Source organism: Raoultella sp. T31, assembly GCF_002806725.1.
GTDB classification, from domain to species: Bacteria; Pseudomonadota; Gammaproteobacteria; order Enterobacterales; family Enterobacteriaceae; genus Klebsiella; species Klebsiella electrica.
Map to the genome: position 1 here is coordinate 25,752 of NZ_PIBO01000018.1, position 17,631 is coordinate 43,382.

At 54.6% G+C, this 17,631-nt stretch carries 18 protein-coding genes and 2 pseudogenes; 13 read left to right on the forward strand and 7 right to left on the reverse strand.

Going from position 1 to position 17,631, the window contains the following annotated elements; translation table 11 throughout:
* Nucleotides 1–39 precede the first annotated feature (39 nt).
* The 5 genes from hpaB to yjiA all read left to right on the forward strand — a co-directional run bounded on the left by hpaB (nt 40) and on the right by yjiA (nt 5,887).
* Nucleotides 40–1,602: a 4-hydroxyphenylacetate 3-monooxygenase, oxygenase component gene (gene hpaB / locus CWM52_RS13955; protein ID WP_100684653.1), complete on the forward strand. Its 1,563-nt coding sequence runs from the start codon at nt 40–42 to the stop codon at nt 1,600–1,602.
* Between the two features lie 19 nt (nt 1,603–1,621).
* Entirely contained in the window at nt 1,622–2,134 is a 513-nt protein-coding gene (locus CWM52_RS13960; protein WP_100684654.1) for a 4-hydroxyphenylacetate 3-monooxygenase reductase subunit, read from the forward strand.
* A 332-nt stretch (nt 2,135–2,466) separates the two neighbouring features.
* Nucleotides 2,467–4,617 carry a carbon starvation CstA family protein gene (locus tag CWM52_RS13965; protein WP_100684655.1) on the forward strand — a complete coding sequence of 717 codons (2,151 nt, stop codon included), beginning with the start codon at nt 2,467–2,469 and terminating at the stop codon, nt 4,615–4,617.
* 98 nt (nt 4,618–4,715) lie between these two features.
* Complete coding sequence (locus CWM52_RS13970; protein ID WP_004857555.1) at nt 4,716–4,919, forward strand: YbdD/YjiX family protein; 204 nt, start codon at nt 4,716–4,718, stop codon at nt 4,917–4,919.
* Nucleotides 4,920–4,930: 11 nt separating this feature from the next.
* Complete coding sequence (gene yjiA, locus CWM52_RS13975; protein ID WP_100684656.1) at nt 4,931–5,887, forward strand: GTPase; 957 nt, start codon at nt 4,931–4,933, stop codon at nt 5,885–5,887.
* A gap of 49 nt (nt 5,888–5,936) precedes the next feature.
* On the opposite strand, the gene CWM52_RS13980 is transcribed toward yjiA, so the two are convergent.
* Entirely contained in the window at nt 5,937–6,416 is a 480-nt protein-coding gene (locus CWM52_RS13980; RefSeq protein ID WP_100684657.1) for an Hcp family type VI secretion system effector, read from the reverse strand.
* Between the two features lie 240 nt (nt 6,417–6,656).
* Nucleotides 6,657–7,349, reverse strand: coding sequence for a hypothetical protein (locus tag CWM52_RS13990; RefSeq protein ID WP_100684659.1), 693 nt, complete (start codon nt 7,347–7,349; stop codon nt 6,657–6,659).
* A gap of 570 nt (nt 7,350–7,919) precedes the next feature.
* Between CWM52_RS13990 and CWM52_RS13995 the strand changes: the two genes are divergently transcribed.
* Entirely contained in the window at nt 7,920–8,465 is a 546-nt protein-coding gene (locus CWM52_RS13995) for a YfaZ family outer membrane protein (RefSeq protein WP_100684660.1), read from the forward strand.
* Nucleotides 8,466–8,675: 210 nt separating this feature from the next.
* Here CWM52_RS13995 and CWM52_RS14000 read toward each other — a convergent pair whose 3' ends face one another.
* From CWM52_RS14000 to CWM52_RS14015, 5 genes and pseudogenes are all read right to left on the reverse strand, one after another.
* Nucleotides 8,676–9,155 carry an Hcp family type VI secretion system effector gene (locus CWM52_RS14000; protein ID WP_100684661.1) on the reverse strand — a complete coding sequence of 160 codons (480 nt, stop codon included), beginning with the start codon at nt 9,153–9,155 and terminating at the stop codon, nt 8,676–8,678.
* Nucleotides 9,156–9,164: 9 nt separating this feature from the next.
* Nucleotides 9,165–9,404: a hypothetical protein gene (locus CWM52_RS14005; protein ID WP_227521298.1), complete on the reverse strand. Its 240-nt coding sequence runs from the start codon at nt 9,402–9,404 to the stop codon at nt 9,165–9,167.
* Nucleotides 9,391–10,053, reverse strand: a complete 663-nt coding sequence (locus tag CWM52_RS14010) for a hypothetical protein (RefSeq protein WP_100684663.1) — start codon at nt 10,051–10,053, stop codon at nt 9,391–9,393. The genes CWM52_RS14005 and CWM52_RS14010 overlap by 14 nt, the downstream gene beginning before the upstream one ends.
* Nucleotides 10,054–10,704: 651 nt before the next feature.
* A pseudogene (locus tag CWM52_RS26830) lies at nt 10,705–10,797 on the reverse strand (hypothetical protein); the annotation flags it as partial.
* A 212-nt stretch (nt 10,798–11,009) separates the two neighbouring features.
* Nucleotides 11,010–11,915, reverse strand: coding sequence for an Rpn family recombination-promoting nuclease/putative transposase (locus tag CWM52_RS14015; RefSeq protein WP_100684664.1), 906 nt, complete (start codon nt 11,913–11,915; stop codon nt 11,010–11,012).
* Between the two features lie 217 nt (nt 11,916–12,132).
* On the opposite strand from CWM52_RS14015, the gene CWM52_RS14020 reads away from it, so the two are divergent.
* The 7 genes and pseudogenes from CWM52_RS14020 to CWM52_RS14050 all read left to right on the forward strand — a co-directional run bounded on the left by CWM52_RS14020 (nt 12,133) and on the right by CWM52_RS14050 (nt 17,546).
* Complete coding sequence (locus tag CWM52_RS14020) at nt 12,133–12,948, forward strand: AraC family transcriptional regulator (RefSeq protein ID WP_100684665.1); 816 nt, start codon at nt 12,133–12,135, stop codon at nt 12,946–12,948.
* 46 nt (nt 12,949–12,994) lie between these two features.
* Nucleotides 12,995–13,657, forward strand: coding sequence for a LysE family translocator (locus tag CWM52_RS14025; RefSeq protein ID WP_100684666.1), 663 nt, complete (start codon nt 12,995–12,997; stop codon nt 13,655–13,657).
* Nucleotides 13,650–14,942, forward strand: a complete 1,293-nt coding sequence (locus CWM52_RS14030; RefSeq protein WP_100684667.1) for a DUF445 domain-containing protein — start codon at nt 13,650–13,652, stop codon at nt 14,940–14,942. Before CWM52_RS14025 ends, CWM52_RS14030 begins: the two co-directional genes overlap by 8 nt.
* A gap of 57 nt (nt 14,943–14,999) precedes the next feature.
* Complete coding sequence (gene mdtM, locus CWM52_RS14035; protein WP_100684668.1) at nt 15,000–16,244, forward strand: multidrug efflux MFS transporter MdtM; 1,245 nt, start codon at nt 15,000–15,002, stop codon at nt 16,242–16,244.
* Between the two features lie 37 nt (nt 16,245–16,281).
* Nucleotides 16,282–16,521, forward strand: coding sequence for a DUF2164 domain-containing protein (locus CWM52_RS14040; RefSeq protein ID WP_100684669.1), 240 nt, complete (start codon nt 16,282–16,284; stop codon nt 16,519–16,521).
* Between the two features lie 129 nt (nt 16,522–16,650).
* Nucleotides 16,651–17,295 (forward strand): annotated as a pseudogene (locus tag CWM52_RS14045) (acyl-CoA dehydratase activase); the annotation flags it as partial.
* The gene (locus tag CWM52_RS14050) at nt 17,292–17,546 is read left to right on the forward strand and encodes a DUF3343 domain-containing protein (protein WP_100684671.1); all 255 of its coding nucleotides are present in this window, start codon (nt 17,292–17,294) and stop codon (nt 17,544–17,546) included. The pseudogene CWM52_RS14045 and the gene CWM52_RS14050, both read left to right, overlap by 4 nt.
* Nucleotides 17,547–17,631 lie beyond the last annotated feature (85 nt).

Here is a 17,631-nt window from a genome sequence, read left to right on the forward strand (position 1 = left end):
GCAGGACGGGATATTCCGATAAATACTGAAGAGGCCCCTATGAAACCTGAAAATTTCCGCGCAGACGCGAAACGCCCGTTAACCGGTGAAGAGTACCTGAAAAGCCTGCAGGATGGCCGCGAAATTTACATCTACGGCGAGCGCGTCAAAGACGTCACCACGCATCCGGCCTTCCGCAACGCCGCCGCCTCCGTCGCCCAGCTGTACGATGCGCTGCACAAACCAGAAATGCAGGACTCCCTGTGCTGGAACACCGATACCGGCAGCGGCGGCTATACCCATAAATTCTTTCGCGTGGCGAAAAGCGCCGACGACCTGCGCCAGCAGCGCGATGCGATTGCCGAGTGGTCACGCCTGAGCTACGGCTGGATGGGCCGCACCCCGGATTACAAAGCCGCCTTTGGCTGCGCGCTGGGCGCGAACCCGGCCTTCTACGGCCAGTTCGAACAGAACGCCCGCAACTGGTACACCCGCATTCAGGAAACCGGCCTGTACTTTAACCACGCCATCGTCAACCCGCCGATTGACCGCCATAAACCGGCCGACGAAGTGAAAGACGTCTACATCAAGCTGGAAAAAGAGACCGACGCCGGGATCATCGTCAGCGGGGCGAAAGTGGTCGCCACCAACTCGGCGCTGACCCACTACAACATGATTGGTTTTGGTTCTGCGCAGGTGATGGGGGAAAACCCGGACTTCGCCCTGATGTTCGTCGCGCCAATGGATGCCGAAGGCGTCAAACTGATCTCCCGCGCCTCCTATGAGATGGTTGCCGGGGTCACCGGATCGCCATACGACTACCCGCTCTCCAGCCGCTTCGACGAAAACGATGCAATCCTGGTGATGGATAAAGTTCTGATTCCATGGGAAAACGTGCTGATCTATCGCGATTTCGATCGCTGCCGTCGCTGGACGATGGAAGGCGGCTTTGCGCGCATGTATCCGCTGCAGGCCTGCGTACGCCTGGCGGTCAAACTCGACTTTATCACCGCCCTGCTCAAGCGCTCGCTGGAATGTACCGGCACCCTGGAGTTCCGCGGCGTGCAGGCCGATCTCGGCGAAGTGGTCGCCTGGCGCAATATGTTCTGGGCGCTGAGCGACTCCATGTGCGCCGAAGCCACCCCGTGGGTAAACGGCGCATACCTGCCGGACCACGCTGCGCTGCAAACCTACCGCGTGATGGCGCCGATGGCTTACGCCAGGATCAAGAACATCATCGAACGTAACGTCACCAGCGGGCTTATCTACCTGCCGTCCAGCGCCCGCGATCTGAACAACCCGCAGATTGATCGGTATCTGGCGAAATACGTGCGCGGCTCAAACGGTATGGATCACGTTGAACGTATCAAGATCCTCAAACTGATGTGGGATGCGATCGGCAGCGAATTCGGCGGCCGCCACGAGCTGTATGAAATCAACTATTCCGGGAGCCAGGATGAAATCCGCCTGCAGTGTCTGCGTCAGGCGCAAAGCTCCGGCAACATGGACAAAATGATGGCGATGGTCGACCGCTGCCTGTCCGAGTACGACCAGAACGGCTGGACGGTGCCACATCTGCACAATAACGCTGATATCAATATGTTGGATAAGCTGCTGAAGTAATTCACAGCGGGAGGTCACAATGCAATTAGATGAACAACGTCTGCGTTTTCGCGATGCCATGTCCAGCCTGTCGGCTGCGGTCAACGTTATAACCACCAAGGGAGACGCCGGCCGCTGCGGCATCACCGCGACCGCCGTGTGCTCGGTGACCGATACGCCGCCGTCGGTCATGGTGTGCATCAATGCCAACAGCGCGATGAACCCGGTATTCCAGGGGAACGGCAAACTGTGTATTAACGTGCTGAATCATGAACAGGAAGTGATGGCTCGCCATTTCGCCGGCATGACCGGCATGGCCATGGAAGAGCGCTTTAGCCTCTCCTGCTGGCAAAAAGGGGCCCTGGGACAGCCGGTTTTGCAAGGGGCGCTGGCCAGCCTTGAAGGGGAGATAAGCCAGGTGCAGACCATCGGTAGCCACCTGGTCTATCTGGTCGGGATCAAGAACATCACCCTGAGCCAGGAAGGCCATGGGCTGATTTACTTTAAGCGCCGTTTCCATCCGGTGATGATGGAAATCGAGGTTGCGGTATAACGTTCTGCCACCTTCGCTTCTGACATTCTCTTTTCTGTGCCCTGTTCTCTGTTCTCCTCTCTTTTTCCTCTCCCCTGCGGGAGGAAAAAGAGGTGGAAAAAATCTTGTGATCTCAATCACATGTTTACCCGTTGCTCATTTCCTACCCAACCGCTTATCCCACCTGGCAACCGCTTAACCCCACATATAACCACTCGCAGATTTACCCAACTTTACGCGCGCGGAGTTCTGGCAAGATCGTCTCCAGCATAGCTAACCAATACCTCCTCAAACCCTAACTTAAACCCAGACGGCTTCGGCCCATTATTCATCTAATTAACGCCAGGTTTACTATGGATACTAAAAAGTTATTCAAGCACATACCCTGGGTGATTCTTGGAATCATCGGGGCATTTTGCCTCTCAGTCGTCGCTCTGCGCCGCGGCGAGCACGTCAGTGCGCTGTGGATCGTGGTGGCGTCGGTTTCCGTCTACCTCGTCGCCTATCGCTATTACAGCCTGTATATCGCACAAAAGGTGATGAAGCTCGATCCTACGCGTTCTACGCCGGCGGTCATTAACAACGATGGTCTGAACTACGTCCCGACCAACCGCTACGTGCTGTTCGGCCACCACTTTGCCGCTATCGCCGGCGCCGGTCCACTGGTGGGCCCGGTGCTCGCCGCGCAGATGGGTTACCTGCCAGGTACCCTGTGGCTGCTGGCAGGGGTAGTGCTGGCCGGGGCGGTACAGGACTTTATGGTGCTGTTTATCTCCTCGCGCCGTAACGGCGCCTCGCTGGGTGAGATGATCAAGCAAGAGATGGGGCCAATTCCGGGCTCCATTGCGCTGTTCGGCTGCTTCCTGATTATGATAATCATCCTCGCGGTGCTGGCGCTGATCGTGGTGAAAGCGCTGGCGGAAAGTCCGTGGGGCGTCTTCACCGTCTGCTCGACCGTACCGATTGCCCTGTTTATGGGGATCTATATGCGCTTCCTGCGCCCGGGTCGCGTGGGTGAAGTGTCGGTGATTGGTATCGTCCTGCTGGTGGCTTCCATTTACTTCGGCGGCATCATTGCCCACGACCCGTACTGGGGCCCGGCGCTGACCTTTAAAGACACCACTATCACCTTTACCCTGATCGGCTACGCGTTTATCTCCGCGCTGCTGCCGGTGTGGCTGATTCTGGCACCGCGTGATTACCTGGCGACCTTCCTGAAAATCGGCGTTATCGTTGGCCTGGCGCTGGGCATCGTGATCCTCAACCCGGATCTGAAAATGCCGGCGGTCACCCAGTACATCGATGGTACCGGTCCGCTGTGGAAAGGTGCGCTGTTCCCGTTCCTGTTTATCACTATCGCCTGTGGCGCGGTGTCCGGCTTCCACGCGCTGATCGCCTCCGGCACCACGCCGAAGCTGCTGGCTAACGAAACCGACGCCCGCTTTATCGGCTACGGCGCGATGCTGATGGAGTCCTTCGTGGCGGTGATGGCGCTGGTTGCGGCGTCGATCATTGAGCCAGGCCTCTACTTCGCCATGAACACGCCGCCGGCCGGTCTGGGCATTGTGATGCCAAACCTGCACGAAATGGGCGGTGAAAATGCCGCGCTGATTGCCGCGCAGTTGAAGGATGTGACCGCGCACGCAGCGGCGACCGTCAGCTCCTGGGGCTTTGTGATCTCACCTGAGCAAATCCTGCAGACGGCGAAAGATATCGGCGAACCGTCGGTACTGAACCGCGCGGGCGGCGCGCCAACGCTGGCCGTCGGTATCGCTCACGTGTTCCACAAAATCATGCCGATGGCGGATATGGGCTTCTGGTACCACTTCGGTATTCTGTTTGAAGCGCTGTTTATCCTTACCGCGCTGGATGCCGGTACCCGCGCAGGCCGCTTTATGCTGCAGGATCTGCTGGGCAACTTCGTGCCGTTCCTGAAGAAAACCGATTCGTTGGTCGCGGGCGTGATTGGCACCGCGGGCTGCGTCGGGCTGTGGGGCTACCTGCTGTATCAGGGCGTGGTCGACCCGCTGGGCGGCGTGAAGAGCCTGTGGCCGCTGTTCGGTATCTCTAACCAGATGCTGGCCGCCGTGGCGCTGGTGCTTGGCACCGTGGTACTGGTCAAAATGCAGCGTACCAAATACATCTGGGTTACGGTGATCCCGGCCGCATGGCTGCTGCTGTGCACCACCTGGGCGCTGGGTCTGAAACTGTTCAGCACCAACCCGCAGATGGAAGGCTTCTTCTTCATGGCTCAGCAGTATAAAGAGAAGATTGCTTCCGGCGGCGAACTGACCGCGCAGCAGATTGCTAACATGAACCATATCGTGGTGAACAACTACACTAACGCCGGTCTGAGTATTCTGTTCCTGGTGGTGGTTTACAGCATCATCTTCTACGGCATCAAAACGTGGCTCAACGTGCGTAACAACAAAGTCCGCACCGACAAAGAGACCCCGTATGTGCCGGTACCGGAAGGCGGCGTGAAAACCTCCTCGCATCACTAAGCCTTAAGGCCGGATAGCGCTACGTTTATCCGGTCTGTAAAGGTCCTGTAGGCCCGGTCAGCGTAGCGCCACCGGGCTTTTTCTATCTGGAACTCACGATGTTTGGTAACTTAGGCGAAGCAAAAAAATACCTGGGTCAGGCAGCCAAAATGCTGATTGGCATTCCGGACTACGACAACTATGTCGAACATATGAAAGCCAACCATCCGGATAAGCCTTACATGACCTATAACGAATTTTTCCGCGAACGCCAGCAGGCTCGCTACGGCGGCGATGGCAAAGGCGGCGTACGCTGCTGTTAATGGAGGCAAACATGGCACCGATTGCAGTCACCCTGCTGACCGGTTTTCTCGGCGCAGGCAAAACCACCCTGCTGCGCCATATTCTCAATGCGCAGCACGGCTTTAAAATTGCCGTCATCGAAAACGAATTTGGCGAAGTCTCCGTTGACGATCAGCTGATTGGCGATCGCGCCACGCAGATCAAAACCCTGACCAACGGCTGCATCTGCTGCACCCGTTCCAACGAGCTGGAAGATGCGCTGCTCGACCTGCTCGACAGCCGCGATCGCGGCGACATTGATTTTGACCGGCTGGTGATCGAGTGCACCGGCATGGCCGACCCCGGTCCGATAATTCAGACCTTCTTCTCCCATGAGGTGCTCTGCGAACGCTATCTGCTCGACGGCGTGATTGTGCTGGTGGATGCGGTCCATGCCGACCAGCAGATGAACCAGTTCACCATCGCCCAGTCGCAGGTGGGCTATGCGGATCGGATCCTGCTGACGAAAACGGACGTGGCGGGCGACAGCGACAAGCTGCGCGAACGGCTGGCGCGCATCAACGCCCGGGCGCCGGTTTATACCGTGACCCACGGTAATATCGATCTGAGCCCGCTGTTTAATACCAGCGGCTTTATGCTGGAAGAGAACGTTGTGAGCAGCGCGCCGCGCTTCCACTTTATCGCCGATAAGCAAAACGACGTCGCGTCTATCGTGGTCGAGCTGGATTACCCGGTCGATATCAGCGAAGTGTCGCGGGTGATGGAAAACCTGCTGCTCTCTTTCGCCGAACAGCTGATGCGCTACAAAGGGATGCTGTGGATTGACGGCGAGCCAAATCGCCTGCTGTTCCAGGGCGTCCAGCGCTTATACAGCGCCGACTGGGATCGTCCATGGGGTGATGAAGCGCCCCACAGCACGCTGGTGTTTATCGGCATTAATTTGCCGGAAGAGGAGATTCGCGCGGCGTTTGCCGGATTGCGCAAGTAACGGTTCGGACTTCTCCCTCTCCCGGAGGGAGGAGGTCAACGTGAAGGCGTCAGGCGGTACAGAATTCATTCCAGGTATCACGATAAATAATGTTTCCTTCGGTGTACTTCCAGACGATGGCCTCATAACGCAATTCGAGTGTTTCAAGGTGCGTGCTGCTCAGACCGGTGGGGGAAAGGTACGGTGCAACCGTGGTGATTTTGACGTTGTCGAGGACGATATTGAAATACTCGGCTTCAAGGCCTGATGCCATAATACGGTACATCTTGATCGTCGCTTTTTTCAGGGTACGGCCTTCGCACACCGCGCGATACAGAACAGGCGTCGTCTGGTCGAACTCTTTCACAATGGCGATCGGCCGATGAACGCGCGTACCGGTAAGTTTACCCCAGTGCGGATCAACGGGAATGGTGATGCCGTGCGAGAATGATTTTAATTCGATAGAGCCTGCACGCAGGGGCATTAAACAGCCGCCAACAATCGGCGAACCGTTCTCATCCTCAAACCAGAGGTGTGCGGGAGTAGACATATATAATTTCCTTATCAATAAATGTAACAAACCGGTTATTTCTTGGTGTTTACCCTTTCACGTAACGTGCGAATATATATATTATGAATATAGCGAACACTCCCACCGGCCAAATGGGGCCAGAGGGAAAAAAATGAATAAACACCATTGCGAATAACAAAGTCAGCACCCCCGGTCCATAAAGCAAAACCAAGGACCTAAATATCCGGCAAAAAATTCTTTTAATAATATTCATCAAAATTATCGAATCATCCTGGTAATAATTTCTGCAATATCACTATCCGATGCCCATTGTGCCTTAAGCGCCCCCACTCGCTCAAACAGCGGTTCTATCAGGAAATACATCATTTCCAGTCCTTGAGCGTAGAGTGCAGAGTAAAGAGCCGGCCAGGTAAACTGAAGTCGACAGGCGCTATCTGCTGCTTTCTGGACGATCCCATATATGCCAGAGAGCGTTACCGCCATACCCGCCGCGCGCCCCGTTAAGATCCTCATATCAAGGCTTAGATTCATACCCACGGTAACCGAGGTGGTGACCGCTAATATGAAACCGTGACCACTAAGAGAATTCGCCGCAATGTGTACATTGACCGCCATGAGCATTTTCTTGATGTACTCTATTTGAGCGGATGTTTTGTATTTAAATATTTCCTCAAAATATACTTTGAGCATTTCATAAACAACATCGCCATGCTGAAAAAGGTGAATGACTGCGAGAGTAAATCGTACATCCTCTGTCTTTTGCCGCTGACAAACATCCTGATATTCATCAGTAAAACAGGATGCGTAATACAACGCGCGTTTTGCGCCAGCACCGGTCAATGCAATCTGATCTGCCAGCGCGTTTTCAACGCCCGCCAGCGCATGGTCAAGTTTCAATGCGAGAATGTTATTGGATTGCAAATAACTGAGGACTTCATTTCTGTAGTACATAGCCGCTCCTGGCCATTATGGATTCCGCGAAAGGACATCGGAAGGCTATATTGACAAGAAATGCGCGCCGGAAGATATATTCGTTCTCAACAATTTTATCTTAATTCAAAAAAAATCAGTTAAATTCATAAAATAGTACACCACTATCGCCCCGCTTTTCTGCACATCACACGGTAATACGCTGATGGCAGTCGGGGCATAATCTTTCGCCCGACTCAGCGATATCGCGTTGAACATAAACGATCATCCGCTCAATTTATCAGCAAAAATGTAAATTAAAATTTTTATTAGTTACGATTGAAATATTTTCAAGAATAATAACAGAGGTAGACTATTTTATCGGCAACTCATTTTCCCCGTTTGTTCAATTCAGGTTTAGCCAAACAGCTAAACTGACCCTAAACAGCAAAACGTTAATGATTGACGCCGCGACAAAGAAACCAATTTACAACATCCGCAAAGCATTTAAATAACAAGATCAGAATAAAGCATCGAAAATGATCATGTTTGCAGTTTTAAAAATCGTTTGATAGGGTATCCGCAGATTAGTTTTACGACGAGGCATCTACCATGAAAAAGCTCAATATCCTTATTCTTTCCGCGCTGACCGCTGTTTCCGGATCTGCCATGGCGATGGGCTTTACCGTCGAGCAGGGTAAAAACTTTACCAACCTTAATATGGAACTGGGTAAATCCTCCTCCGGTCTTTATGCCGAAAGCAACTGGCTGAAAAATACCGATGACGGTACCCAGACCGGCGGCGTTGGCGCAGGTTATAACCTGGAAGTTGGCCCGGTGATGCTCAATGCCGGCGCGAAGGCCATCTACATGGGCCCGAAAAAAGGCGATAACGGCGTGGCGTTCCCTATCGGGGGCGGCGTTAACGTTGCGCTGACCGACAGCATCCACGTATTCGGCGAAGGTTATGCCGCACCGGAAGGCCTGAACAACAGCGTGAAAAACTACGTTGAAGCCAACGGCGGCGTGAGCTGGACGCCCATTACCCCGGTAACGCTGAAAGTGGGTTACCGCCATGTAAGCGTTGACGGGAAAGACGGTCGTCCGAACCATACCCTGATTGATGGCGCCTATGTTGGCGGCGGCATCACCTTCTGACCCACCTGTCAGCGTAAAAAAACCTGCCATCCGGCAGGTTTTTTCTTTAGTGTCTATGGATTACCGGCAACTCACCACCAGCTTCTGGTTCACAAACACCCTAATCCCCAGATCCACCAGTGATTAATGCTGTACCTGCCGTGCGCCCGGCTAAGATATTTCGTTCAAGGCTAGTCCCAAAAATTCGGGCCTTTGACAGGCAGCCTCCGGCTACGCAGTCGCTCGTTCGTTCCAGCCATCTTTAAAGATGATGTTCCCGTCCGTATACTTCCACTGGATGGTTTCATAACGCAGTTCAATATTTTCCAGATGTGTTCCCGATACAGCTCCTGGATGTAGACTGGGAGTGACGCCTGTTACCTTTACATTTTCTAAAAGAATGTTGAAATACTCGACCTCAAACCCTGCCTCGTTAATACGATACATTTTTACCTCTGCAGACCTGAGCGTAATCCCTTTGCAGATAGCGCGAGCCAGCAAAGGCGTGGTGCGGTCGAATTCTTTTTGTATCAGAATTGGGGTATGAATCCGCGTACCGGTTAATTTCCCCGTGTTGCGGTCAGTCGGAATAGTCAGGTGATGAGAGAGTGATTTTATCTCAATTGAACCTTCGCGCCCGAGCACCATGGAACCACCGACAATCGGAGATCCATTCTCATCGGTAAACCACAAACAGGCTGGATTTGACATGCCATTTCCTTAATTTATATTTTTACCTTTTTTACGATACTCGTCTAAACGTTCAACGAGTTTAGATATGGCATAGGCTGTAATGAACCATACTGCCATATAGACAAATTTCATCGGCCATACAACTGGCAGCATGATGCAAACAATAAAGCCACCGACAAAAATCACCGACTGGAAAATATCCCAGATATTTACGATGGCAAACAGCAGCATATTTAACAAGCCGCGTGAGATCTTATTGAAAGACACTGAGCTTCTCCCCAACGATATTCATTATATTGTCAAATGCGGACTGCCCGCGGGTGACGGCAATGTGGATAGCATCCACGAACGGTTTGACCGCAGGCTCAATGAGGAAATATGTCAAATCATAATCATGTGGACGTAGGATCTCGTACACTTCTGGATCTTCATTGGCAAGACTTTCAGAAGTCCTTATGGAACGCTCGCTCATTCCACCAATAAGCATAGCTATTTGACTGGTGGCTCTTGCTCCGCTTTTAGCGCTGATGAATGAAAGACGTGCGAGAACGGCACCAGCAATAGTGGCGGAGATTTTCGCTGCCAGGAAGCGGCCTGCAACGAATGAAATAACGGCACGATACACGGCGTCTTGTTGATGAATAGTCAGGTATTTATTGAATTTTTGGAAGATAAGCTCTACAGCATTGATGATGTGGTTATAGTTAAGAATGTCATTATGAATAGCTTGTGCCATTCTGATTCGTTGTGTCTGGTGAGCAAATCGATTATCGGTGTCAAAAAAACCACGAGCAAGATATCCGAGGTCGAGAGGTACAGTTAAAGCACCATTTATCAATCCCGGAAGGGTCTCTGGCGATAAAATAATATCTGCAATCCTGCCGGCTATTTTTTCAAGACTTCCTGCTGTCATCATATCTCCCTAATATATTCACCATATCAATAGCATACCTTTCCCACGTGGCGACAATAATAGATTCTAAACATCAGCCCCATTATTTAATGCTGGATTATTTAAAATGGTACACTCTTCACTTCGTTGCACAGGCGATTTGGCATTGACTACATGTCAAAAAATTATCTTTTTTATTCTCCTCAGCTATATATACCGCGGTTAATGGCGGAGATGTAATACATACCATGAATAATAAAGTGAAGCCGAGGGCACTTTCTTTTGAATGAGCATACACTATAACATCAACTGTTCTTTTATATATTGCCAGAGTTTCTTGTTTTAAGATAAAAATCTCACCCTGCCAATTTATACAATAAACACCAATGCTTACAAAGCTCATTTAACCAGCTCAATATTGACAATTAAAATATTACACACCAGATAAAAACCTTTATATTGCATCGCTTTTAGTCGATAGTACTAAAAATAAACAAGACGTATTAAACAAGACCTCATTTGATGTAAATCAATTACCCGGATACCAATGAAAATATAAAAAAACAGACCAGACGTTAAACCTGCCGAGGCGTGCATGACATAAGAATGCGAAGGTTATGCCGCACCGGAAGGTCTGAATAACAGCGTGAAAAACTACAGGCGATGGAGCATCACCTTCTGCAGCGCCGCTTCGACATCCGCATCGCTGTGCGCAGCGTACTGTTTAATCAACTGATTATTAGCAGGATTCACCGTCTGATAAGCCATATCGTATGTCTCTTGTTATCGCTATTTACGTAGTCATAAAAACTACTCAGTAGCATTAAAACTAGTAAATATAGCTGGACATGAAGGTAAAGTCAGGTATTTACGGAGGATTCCGGCCGGAGATCGTCAGACGATATCCGGCGAAGAACAGGCTTAACGAGGAAGTCAGTAATAGCGGCCAGTCCGCCTGATAAGGCCATGTGGCGACACAATCAACGCTTAGCAGCGGTAATCTCCTCTTCTGACAGACCGGTGACGCGCAGCACCGTCTCCAGAGCGATGCCATTCGCCAGCATCGTACGGGCAATGCGCAGCCCTTCGGCTCGCTGGCCTTCGCGGCGCCCTTTTCTACGCCCAACTTCCTTGAGTCTTTCCGCAATAGTCATCAGCCCCTCCTTATGATGTTGCGGCGCCCGCCGGGCGAGCTCACGAATAAACCTGCCAAAACGGGGGGCATCACCGGAATATACCAGGTAATTAAACAACGTTTTTAGCTGGCCGTCATTAGTATATTCCTTAACCAAAATGACAATTAGCTGCTCAACCAGCCCCGTCAAATCGCGCTGGCGGATATGCTTTTGCATGAACTCCAGCAGCGCTACGCGTCGGTGCTGGACGATCTCGTCATCCGGGATCACCGTAATATCCACCAGCGGAAAAGCGGTCGTATATAATCCGCGGGCATGAGCCGGGTGGGTAAAGCCATCCAGCCAGCACAACGAATACGGATAAGGCGTGGCGATACCGTGATAGAACAGCATGGGTACTACCAACGGCAGGCGTTTATGTCCGGCATCCAGATGACGCTGCATTGCCGCAATGGCATAGCGTATCAGCCTGAAGGCCATATGGGCATCCGGCGAGCTTTGGTGCTCAATAACGACGTAAATATAGCCCTCTCCGGCGGTGGTTTTTAACGACCAAAGCACATCGGAGTAGCAAGCATGCAGGTCCTCCTCAATAAAACTTGCGGATTCAAGCCGTAGCGTCTGCAGATCGCAAAGCTGGCGTAGCGAGGACGGCAGATGGATATCCAAAAAATCTCGCGCGGTCTCCGTATGCCGGAGAAACTTTTTGAAAACCGCATCATGCGGCGTCGACGTTGAGCCTTTTTGCATGGTAAATGGCCTGCGCGGAGGGACACGAAAACGACTCTACCCACCGGTAGCCCAGCGCACACGCCGCCGCTTATCTCTTTGCGCGCCGGGACGGAAGATATTTTTATCCGGCGGTAATAACGACAATTTTTTGCCTGCCCGCTCTCAGAACGCCCCCGCAGACAGGCCCCGGAGGACATGCTATAAACCCCCTATCCCCTTCGCTAAGGAGTCTTTCGTGAGCCATACGCGCGATATCCTGCAAATCTTCTGGCGCGACGAACAGCTGCCCTGGCTGGAACTGCGCAGCACCCGGCAAAGCCGCCAGGCCTATAAACGGCACCGCCATTCGCAGCTCTCTCTGGGGGCGATTATCGAAGGGGAAACGTGCTGTCTGTGCAACGGGCAGGAATATCTGCTGCGTCCCGGCGATCTGATCATTATCCCCGCTCAAGCGCCGCACAGCTGTAACCCGCGCGACGGCCGGCCGCGCAGCTACCATATGCTGTACCTCGACATGACGTGGTGCCGGCAACAGCTGCCGCTTCTCCCGAGCCAGGCGCAGATGAACGCGCCGCATCCGGTGATCCGCGATCCTGAGCTTTTCGCACGATATCAGCAGATTGTGACGCTGATGGATCGGCAGCAAACGGCGGCGCTCCCCGAACAGATCGCGCAATTGCTCCGGGCGCTCCCGCTCTATGCCGCCCCGCCACTACCGCTGCGCGCGACCAGTTCACAGCTTTTCAGTCGCCTGGCGGCCGATCTACAGCAGCCGCCCTCTCTTGATGCGCTGGCCCACGAGTTCGCCCTGCGCAAAGAGACGCTGATCCGCACCTTTAAGCAGGACACCGGCCTGACCCCCGCCAGCTTTATGAATATGGCGCGCATTGAATTTGCCAAAACGCGCCTGCGCGCCGGGGATGAGATCGCCGACGTCGGCTACCAGGCCGGGTTTGCCGACCAGAGCCATTTCCACAAAACCTTTGTCAGCTACACCGCCGCCACGCCGCGCCAGTACGCGCTGGGTCGATCAATATCAGACAATAATTAGCGCTCCGCTTGCCATAGGCTGATCTCAGGTTCTTTCTGAGGTCGCTATGGACATGTTTACGTCGTTTTTCCCGCCCGCGTTTCCGGCGCTGGTACTCTCCCACTTCGTTGCTCTGCTGAGTCCGGGGCCGGATTTCTTTTTACTGATGGGCTACGCCATCCGCTATCGCCTGCGCGGCAGCGCCGGCCTGTGCGTCGGTATCGCCGCCGGAAACGGGCTGTACATCGTGCTGGCGATTATCGGCTGGGGCGTGCTGCGTCAGGCGCCGCTGCTGTTTACCGTTGTCGAGCTGCTGGGGGCGGCATATCTGCTGTGGATTGGCAGTCGGCTGCTGCAAAGTCGCCCGTCGGCGCTGGCTCCCGACGGCGCCTCGGCTTCATGCCCGTCGCTGGCAAAACAGCTTCTGCTGGGGCTGGGTTCTTCGCTGCTCAATCCCAAAAACGCCCTGTTTTATCTGGCGCTGATGACTTCGCTGCTGGGGCCGGACGTCACCCTGACGCAGCAGGCCGTCAGCGGAGTCTGGATGACCAGTGTCGTGCTGCTGTGGGATCTCTTGCTGGTGACGATGATTGCCCTGCCAGCGGTGCAGCGTCGCCTTTCCGCCGTCGTCTGGCGCGTTGAGCGGGCGGCGGGCGGTATACTGATGGCTTTTGGCGGCTGGATTGTGTGGCAGTTTTTGCACGAGTCCGCCGTCAGGCTATATGCTTAAGCCTATGGAAAAAATCGCTGAACTAAAACGCGCCAAACTGCTGGCGCTGTCGCTACTGCTGATTGCGGTCGCCATTTTTATCACCACGCTGCTACTGCCGCCAACGCCGTGGGTCAGCGCGCTAAAAGCCATCTCCGAAGCGGCGATGGTCGGGGCGCTGGCCGACTGGTTCGCGGTGGTGGCTCTGTTTCGCCGTATCCCGCTGCCGTTTATCTCCCGGCATACGGCGATTATTCCCCGCAATAAGGACAGAATCGCCGATAATCTTGGCTATTTCGTGCAGGAAAAATTTCTCGATACCCCTTCACTGGTGGCGCTCATCCGTCGCTATGAACCGGCCCTGATGCTCGGCAACTGGTTCAGCCAGCCGGAAAACGCCCGGCGAGTGGGTCACCATCTGCTGCAGGTGATGAGCGGTTTTCTGGAACTGACCGACGATGCCCGCATCCAGCGCCTGCTGCGCCGGGCGGTACATAAAGCGATTGATAAGGTCGATCTGACGCAGACCAGCGCCATGATGCTGGAGGGATTAACCCGCAACCATCGCCATCAGAAGCTGCTGGATTCGCTCATTAGCCAGCTCATTGCGTTGCTGCAGCGCGACAGTTCGCGCGCGTTTATTGCTCGCGGTATTGTCCATTGGCTGGAGACCGAGCACCCGCTGAAGGCCAAAATTCTGCCCACCGAATGGCTGGGCGAACACAGCGCCGACATGGTGACCGACGCGGTCAATACCCTGCTCGACGAAGTCACCCAGGATCGCAGCCATCAGATCCGCCAGGCGTTCGATCGCGCCACCTTAAAACTGATCGATAACCTGAAAACCGATCCGCTGCTGGCGGAAAAAGCGGAGAATATGAAGGCATATCTGAAAAACGATGAGACTTTCAACCGCTACCTTGGCGAGGTATGGGCCGACCTGCGGACGTGGATTAAAAATGATGTCACCCGCGACGACTCACAGATTCAACAGCGGATTGCCGATGCCGGGCAGTGGTTTGGCGAAACGCTGCTCCACGATGACGCGCTGCGCGAGTCGCTGAACGAACACCTGGAGCAGGCGGCACATCGGGTGGCGCCGGAGTTTGCCGCCTTCCTGACCCGGCACATCAGCGATACGGTCAAAAGCTGGGATGCGCGGGATATGTCGCGGCAAATTGAGCTCAATATCGGCAAAGACCTGCAGTTTATCCGTATCAACGGCACCCTGGTCGGCGGATCTATCGGCCTGCTGCTGTGGCTGTTCTCGCAGATCCCGACGCTGCTACATCTTAAGATTGGTTGAAAATGGTAGCATCACAACGCTTCCGGCGATAACGACCCGATAAGGAGGGAGCAGGCTATGTTATGGATATCGCGACTATTTGCTCGTCATTCCGCGACGCTTGTCTTTCCCATCGCGTTGATTCTCTATGATTTTTCCGCCTATCTGACCACCGACCTTATCCAGCCGGGGATCATCCACGTGGTGCGCGATTTCAACGCCGACGTGGCGCTGGCGCCGGCTTCGGTCAGCGTGTATATGGCCGGCGGTATGGCCCTGCAGTGGTTGCTGGGACCGCTCTCAGACCGTATCGGCCGTCGACCGGTGCTGCTCGCCGGGGCGCTGATCTTCACTCTTGCCTGCCTCGCGACGATGTTGACCACCTCCATGACGCAGTTCCTCGTCGCGCGCTTCGTTCAGGGCACCAGCATCTGTTTTATCGCCACGGTCGGCTACGTCACCGTGCAGGAGGCCTTTGACGAGAAAAGATCGATTAAGCTGATGGCGGTGATCACCTCGATCGTGCTGATAGCGCCGATCGTCGGCCCGCTTTCCGGCGCGGCGCTGATGCACTTCGTCCACTGGAAAGTCCTGTTCGGCATTATCGCCGCGATGGGATTTATCGCCTGGCTGGGGCTGCTGCTGAACATGCCGGAAACGGTGCGTCGCGGCGACGTGCCCTTCAGCGCCGGTAGCGTGGTTCGTGACTTCCGCGACGTCTTCCGCAATCGGATCTTTTTATCCGGCGCCGCCACGCTCTCCTTGAGCTATATCCCGCTGATGAGCTGGGTCGCCGTCTCGCCGGTTATTTTAATGGATGACGGCGGGCTCAGCAGCGGCGAATTCGCCTGGGTGCAGGTGCCGGTCTTTAGCGCGGTGATTATCGCCAACCTGTCGGTAGCGCGCTGGGTGCGGGACCCCACGCGCCCGCGCTTTGTGCTGAGCGCGGTCCCCATCCAGGCCATCGGGCTGGCGCTGCTGATTTTCGGCAACCTGGCATGGCCGCACGTCTGGCTCTGGTCGGTGCTGGGGACCTGCTTTTACTCTTTCGGCATCGGGCTGATTTTCCCGACGCTGTTCCGCTTTACCCTGTTTTCCAACGATCTGCCGAAGGGCACCGTCTCCGCGTCGCTGAATATCGTGATCCTCAGCGTCAGCGCGCTTTCCATTGAGGCGGCACGCTGGCTATGGTTTCACGGCGGCAGATTGCCGTTCCACATGCTGGCGGTGGTCGCCGGGATCGCGGCCTCCTGCTGCCTGGTCGGGTTATTGCACAACCTGCGCCAACGTTCGGAAGCGGCCATCGAAGCCCGGCAATCCTGATGACCCCGGCACATAACCACACGGAGAAAGAGCAAAGATGAGCGATATTGAACTCAGCCCGCCGCAGCGCGACCTGTTATGCGAAAAGCTAAGAAAATACTGCGAAACCCATTTCGACCTCGAACTGGAGCAATTCGACGCCGAGTTTTTTGTCGACTTTATCGCCAAAGAGCTGGGGCCGCTGTTTTACAACGCCGGTATCGAGGAGGCCATCCGGACCCATCTCGCCTGGAGCGAGCGGATTCAGGAGGAGATGGATCTGAAAAAGGTCTATTAGCCCGGTCAACGCCTGCGGAGATCAATAAACACACGATTAACAGGGTTATAATACAGGTTCTTTCATCATCTCCCGTGTACGGGGAAGGAAAACCATGTCCCTTATCACCGATCTACCCGCTATTTTCGCTCAGTTCTCCGAAGCCCGCCAGCAGGGCTGGCATCCCGACCGTTTTTGACCTTAACCGGCTATGGCTGCCAGCTGGTGGATTTCGCCGATAAGCAGGTGACGGAGATTTCCTGCCACGGGCCTGGCACCCGCTTGCTGGCTCCCACAGCCCGCACGATGATTGATATCGGCGGCCAGGACAGTAAGGTTATCCAGCTTGATAAGTACGGCAATCTCAGCGCCTTCCTGATGAACGATAAATGCGCGGCGGGCACCGGGCGCTTTCTCGAGGTGATTTCGCGCACGCTCGGCGCCAGCGTCGAGCGGCTGGATACCCTCACCGAGGGCGTTGCGCCGCACGCCATCACCAGCATGTGCACGGTCTTCGCCGAGTCCGAGGCGATCAGCCTGCGATCGGCGGGGGTACCGCCAGAGGCCATTCTGGCCGGGGTGATTAACGCCATGGCCCGACGCAGCGCTCACTTCATCGGTCGACTGCCAGCACAGGGGCCGCTGCTGTTTACCGGCGGCGTCAGCCGCTGCGCGACGTTCGCCGCGATGCTGGAGCGCCACCTCGGCATGACGGTGCACAGGCACCCGGACGCCCAGTTTGCCGGAGCCATCGGCGCGGCGCTGATCGGCCAACGCCAGAGGCGACAAGGATGACGGTATATCTGTTTTTATTTCATTCGACGGCAGGGGTGGTGCGGATACGCAAAGCCCCGCAGGCGGCGGGATTATCCTTTCAGGTCAAGGATATCCCACGCCAGCTGCGCGGCGGTTGCGGATTATGCATTTATCTGCGCTATCTGCCGGGAGAAGAGCAGCAGTGGGTTATCCCCGGCCAAACGGAAGCCATATTCCACGTTGCCGGGGATGATTACCAGCTACTGGCTAACTTTCCGCAGCAGGCGTAAGGGCTGTCCCTGCCAGGGCGTCAATTATCGCCCGGCGGCGCTTCGCTTGCGCGGGCCTACAGTCGATCGCGGATTGCCCTGCCCC

Coding starts and splice junctions, on each gene's coding strand:
- hpaB (WP_100684653.1), top strand. CDS start 40: ATGAAACCTGAAAATTTCCGCGCAGACGCGAAACGCCCGTTAACCGGT.
- CWM52_RS13960 (WP_100684654.1), top strand. CDS start 1,622: ATGCAATTAGATGAACAACGTCTGCGTTTTCGCGATGCCATGTCCAGC.
- CWM52_RS13965 (WP_100684655.1), top strand. CDS start 2,467: ATGGATACTAAAAAGTTATTCAAGCACATACCCTGGGTGATTCTTGGA.
- CWM52_RS13970 (WP_004857555.1), top strand. CDS start 4,716: ATGTTTGGTAACTTAGGCGAAGCAAAAAAATACCTGGGTCAGGCAGCC.
- yjiA (WP_100684656.1), top strand. CDS start 4,931: ATGGCACCGATTGCAGTCACCCTGCTGACCGGTTTTCTCGGCGCAGGC.
- CWM52_RS13980 (WP_100684657.1), bottom strand. CDS start 6,416: ATGTCTACTCCCGCACACCTCTGGTTTGAGGATGAGAACGGTTCGCCG.
- CWM52_RS13990 (WP_100684659.1), bottom strand. CDS start 7,349: ATGTACTACAGAAATGAAGTCCTCAGTTATTTGCAATCCAATAACATT.
- CWM52_RS13995 (WP_100684660.1), top strand. CDS start 7,920: ATGAAAAAGCTCAATATCCTTATTCTTTCCGCGCTGACCGCTGTTTCC.
- CWM52_RS14000 (WP_100684661.1), bottom strand. CDS start 9,155: ATGTCAAATCCAGCCTGTTTGTGGTTTACCGATGAGAATGGATCTCCG.
- CWM52_RS14010 (WP_100684663.1), bottom strand. CDS start 10,053: ATGATGACAGCAGGAAGTCTTGAAAAAATAGCCGGCAGGATTGCAGAT.
- CWM52_RS14015 (WP_100684664.1), bottom strand. CDS start 11,915: ATGCAAAAAGGCTCAACGTCGACGCCGCATGATGCGGTTTTCAAAAAG.
- CWM52_RS14025 (WP_100684666.1), top strand. CDS start 12,995: ATGGACATGTTTACGTCGTTTTTCCCGCCCGCGTTTCCGGCGCTGGTA.
- CWM52_RS14030 (WP_100684667.1), top strand. CDS start 13,650: ATGCTTAAGCCTATGGAAAAAATCGCTGAACTAAAACGCGCCAAACTG.
- mdtM (WP_100684668.1), top strand. CDS start 15,000: ATGTTATGGATATCGCGACTATTTGCTCGTCATTCCGCGACGCTTGTC.
- CWM52_RS14040 (WP_100684669.1), top strand. CDS start 16,282: ATGAGCGATATTGAACTCAGCCCGCCGCAGCGCGACCTGTTATGCGAA.
- CWM52_RS14050 (WP_100684671.1), top strand. CDS start 17,292: ATGACGGTATATCTGTTTTTATTTCATTCGACGGCAGGGGTGGTGCGG.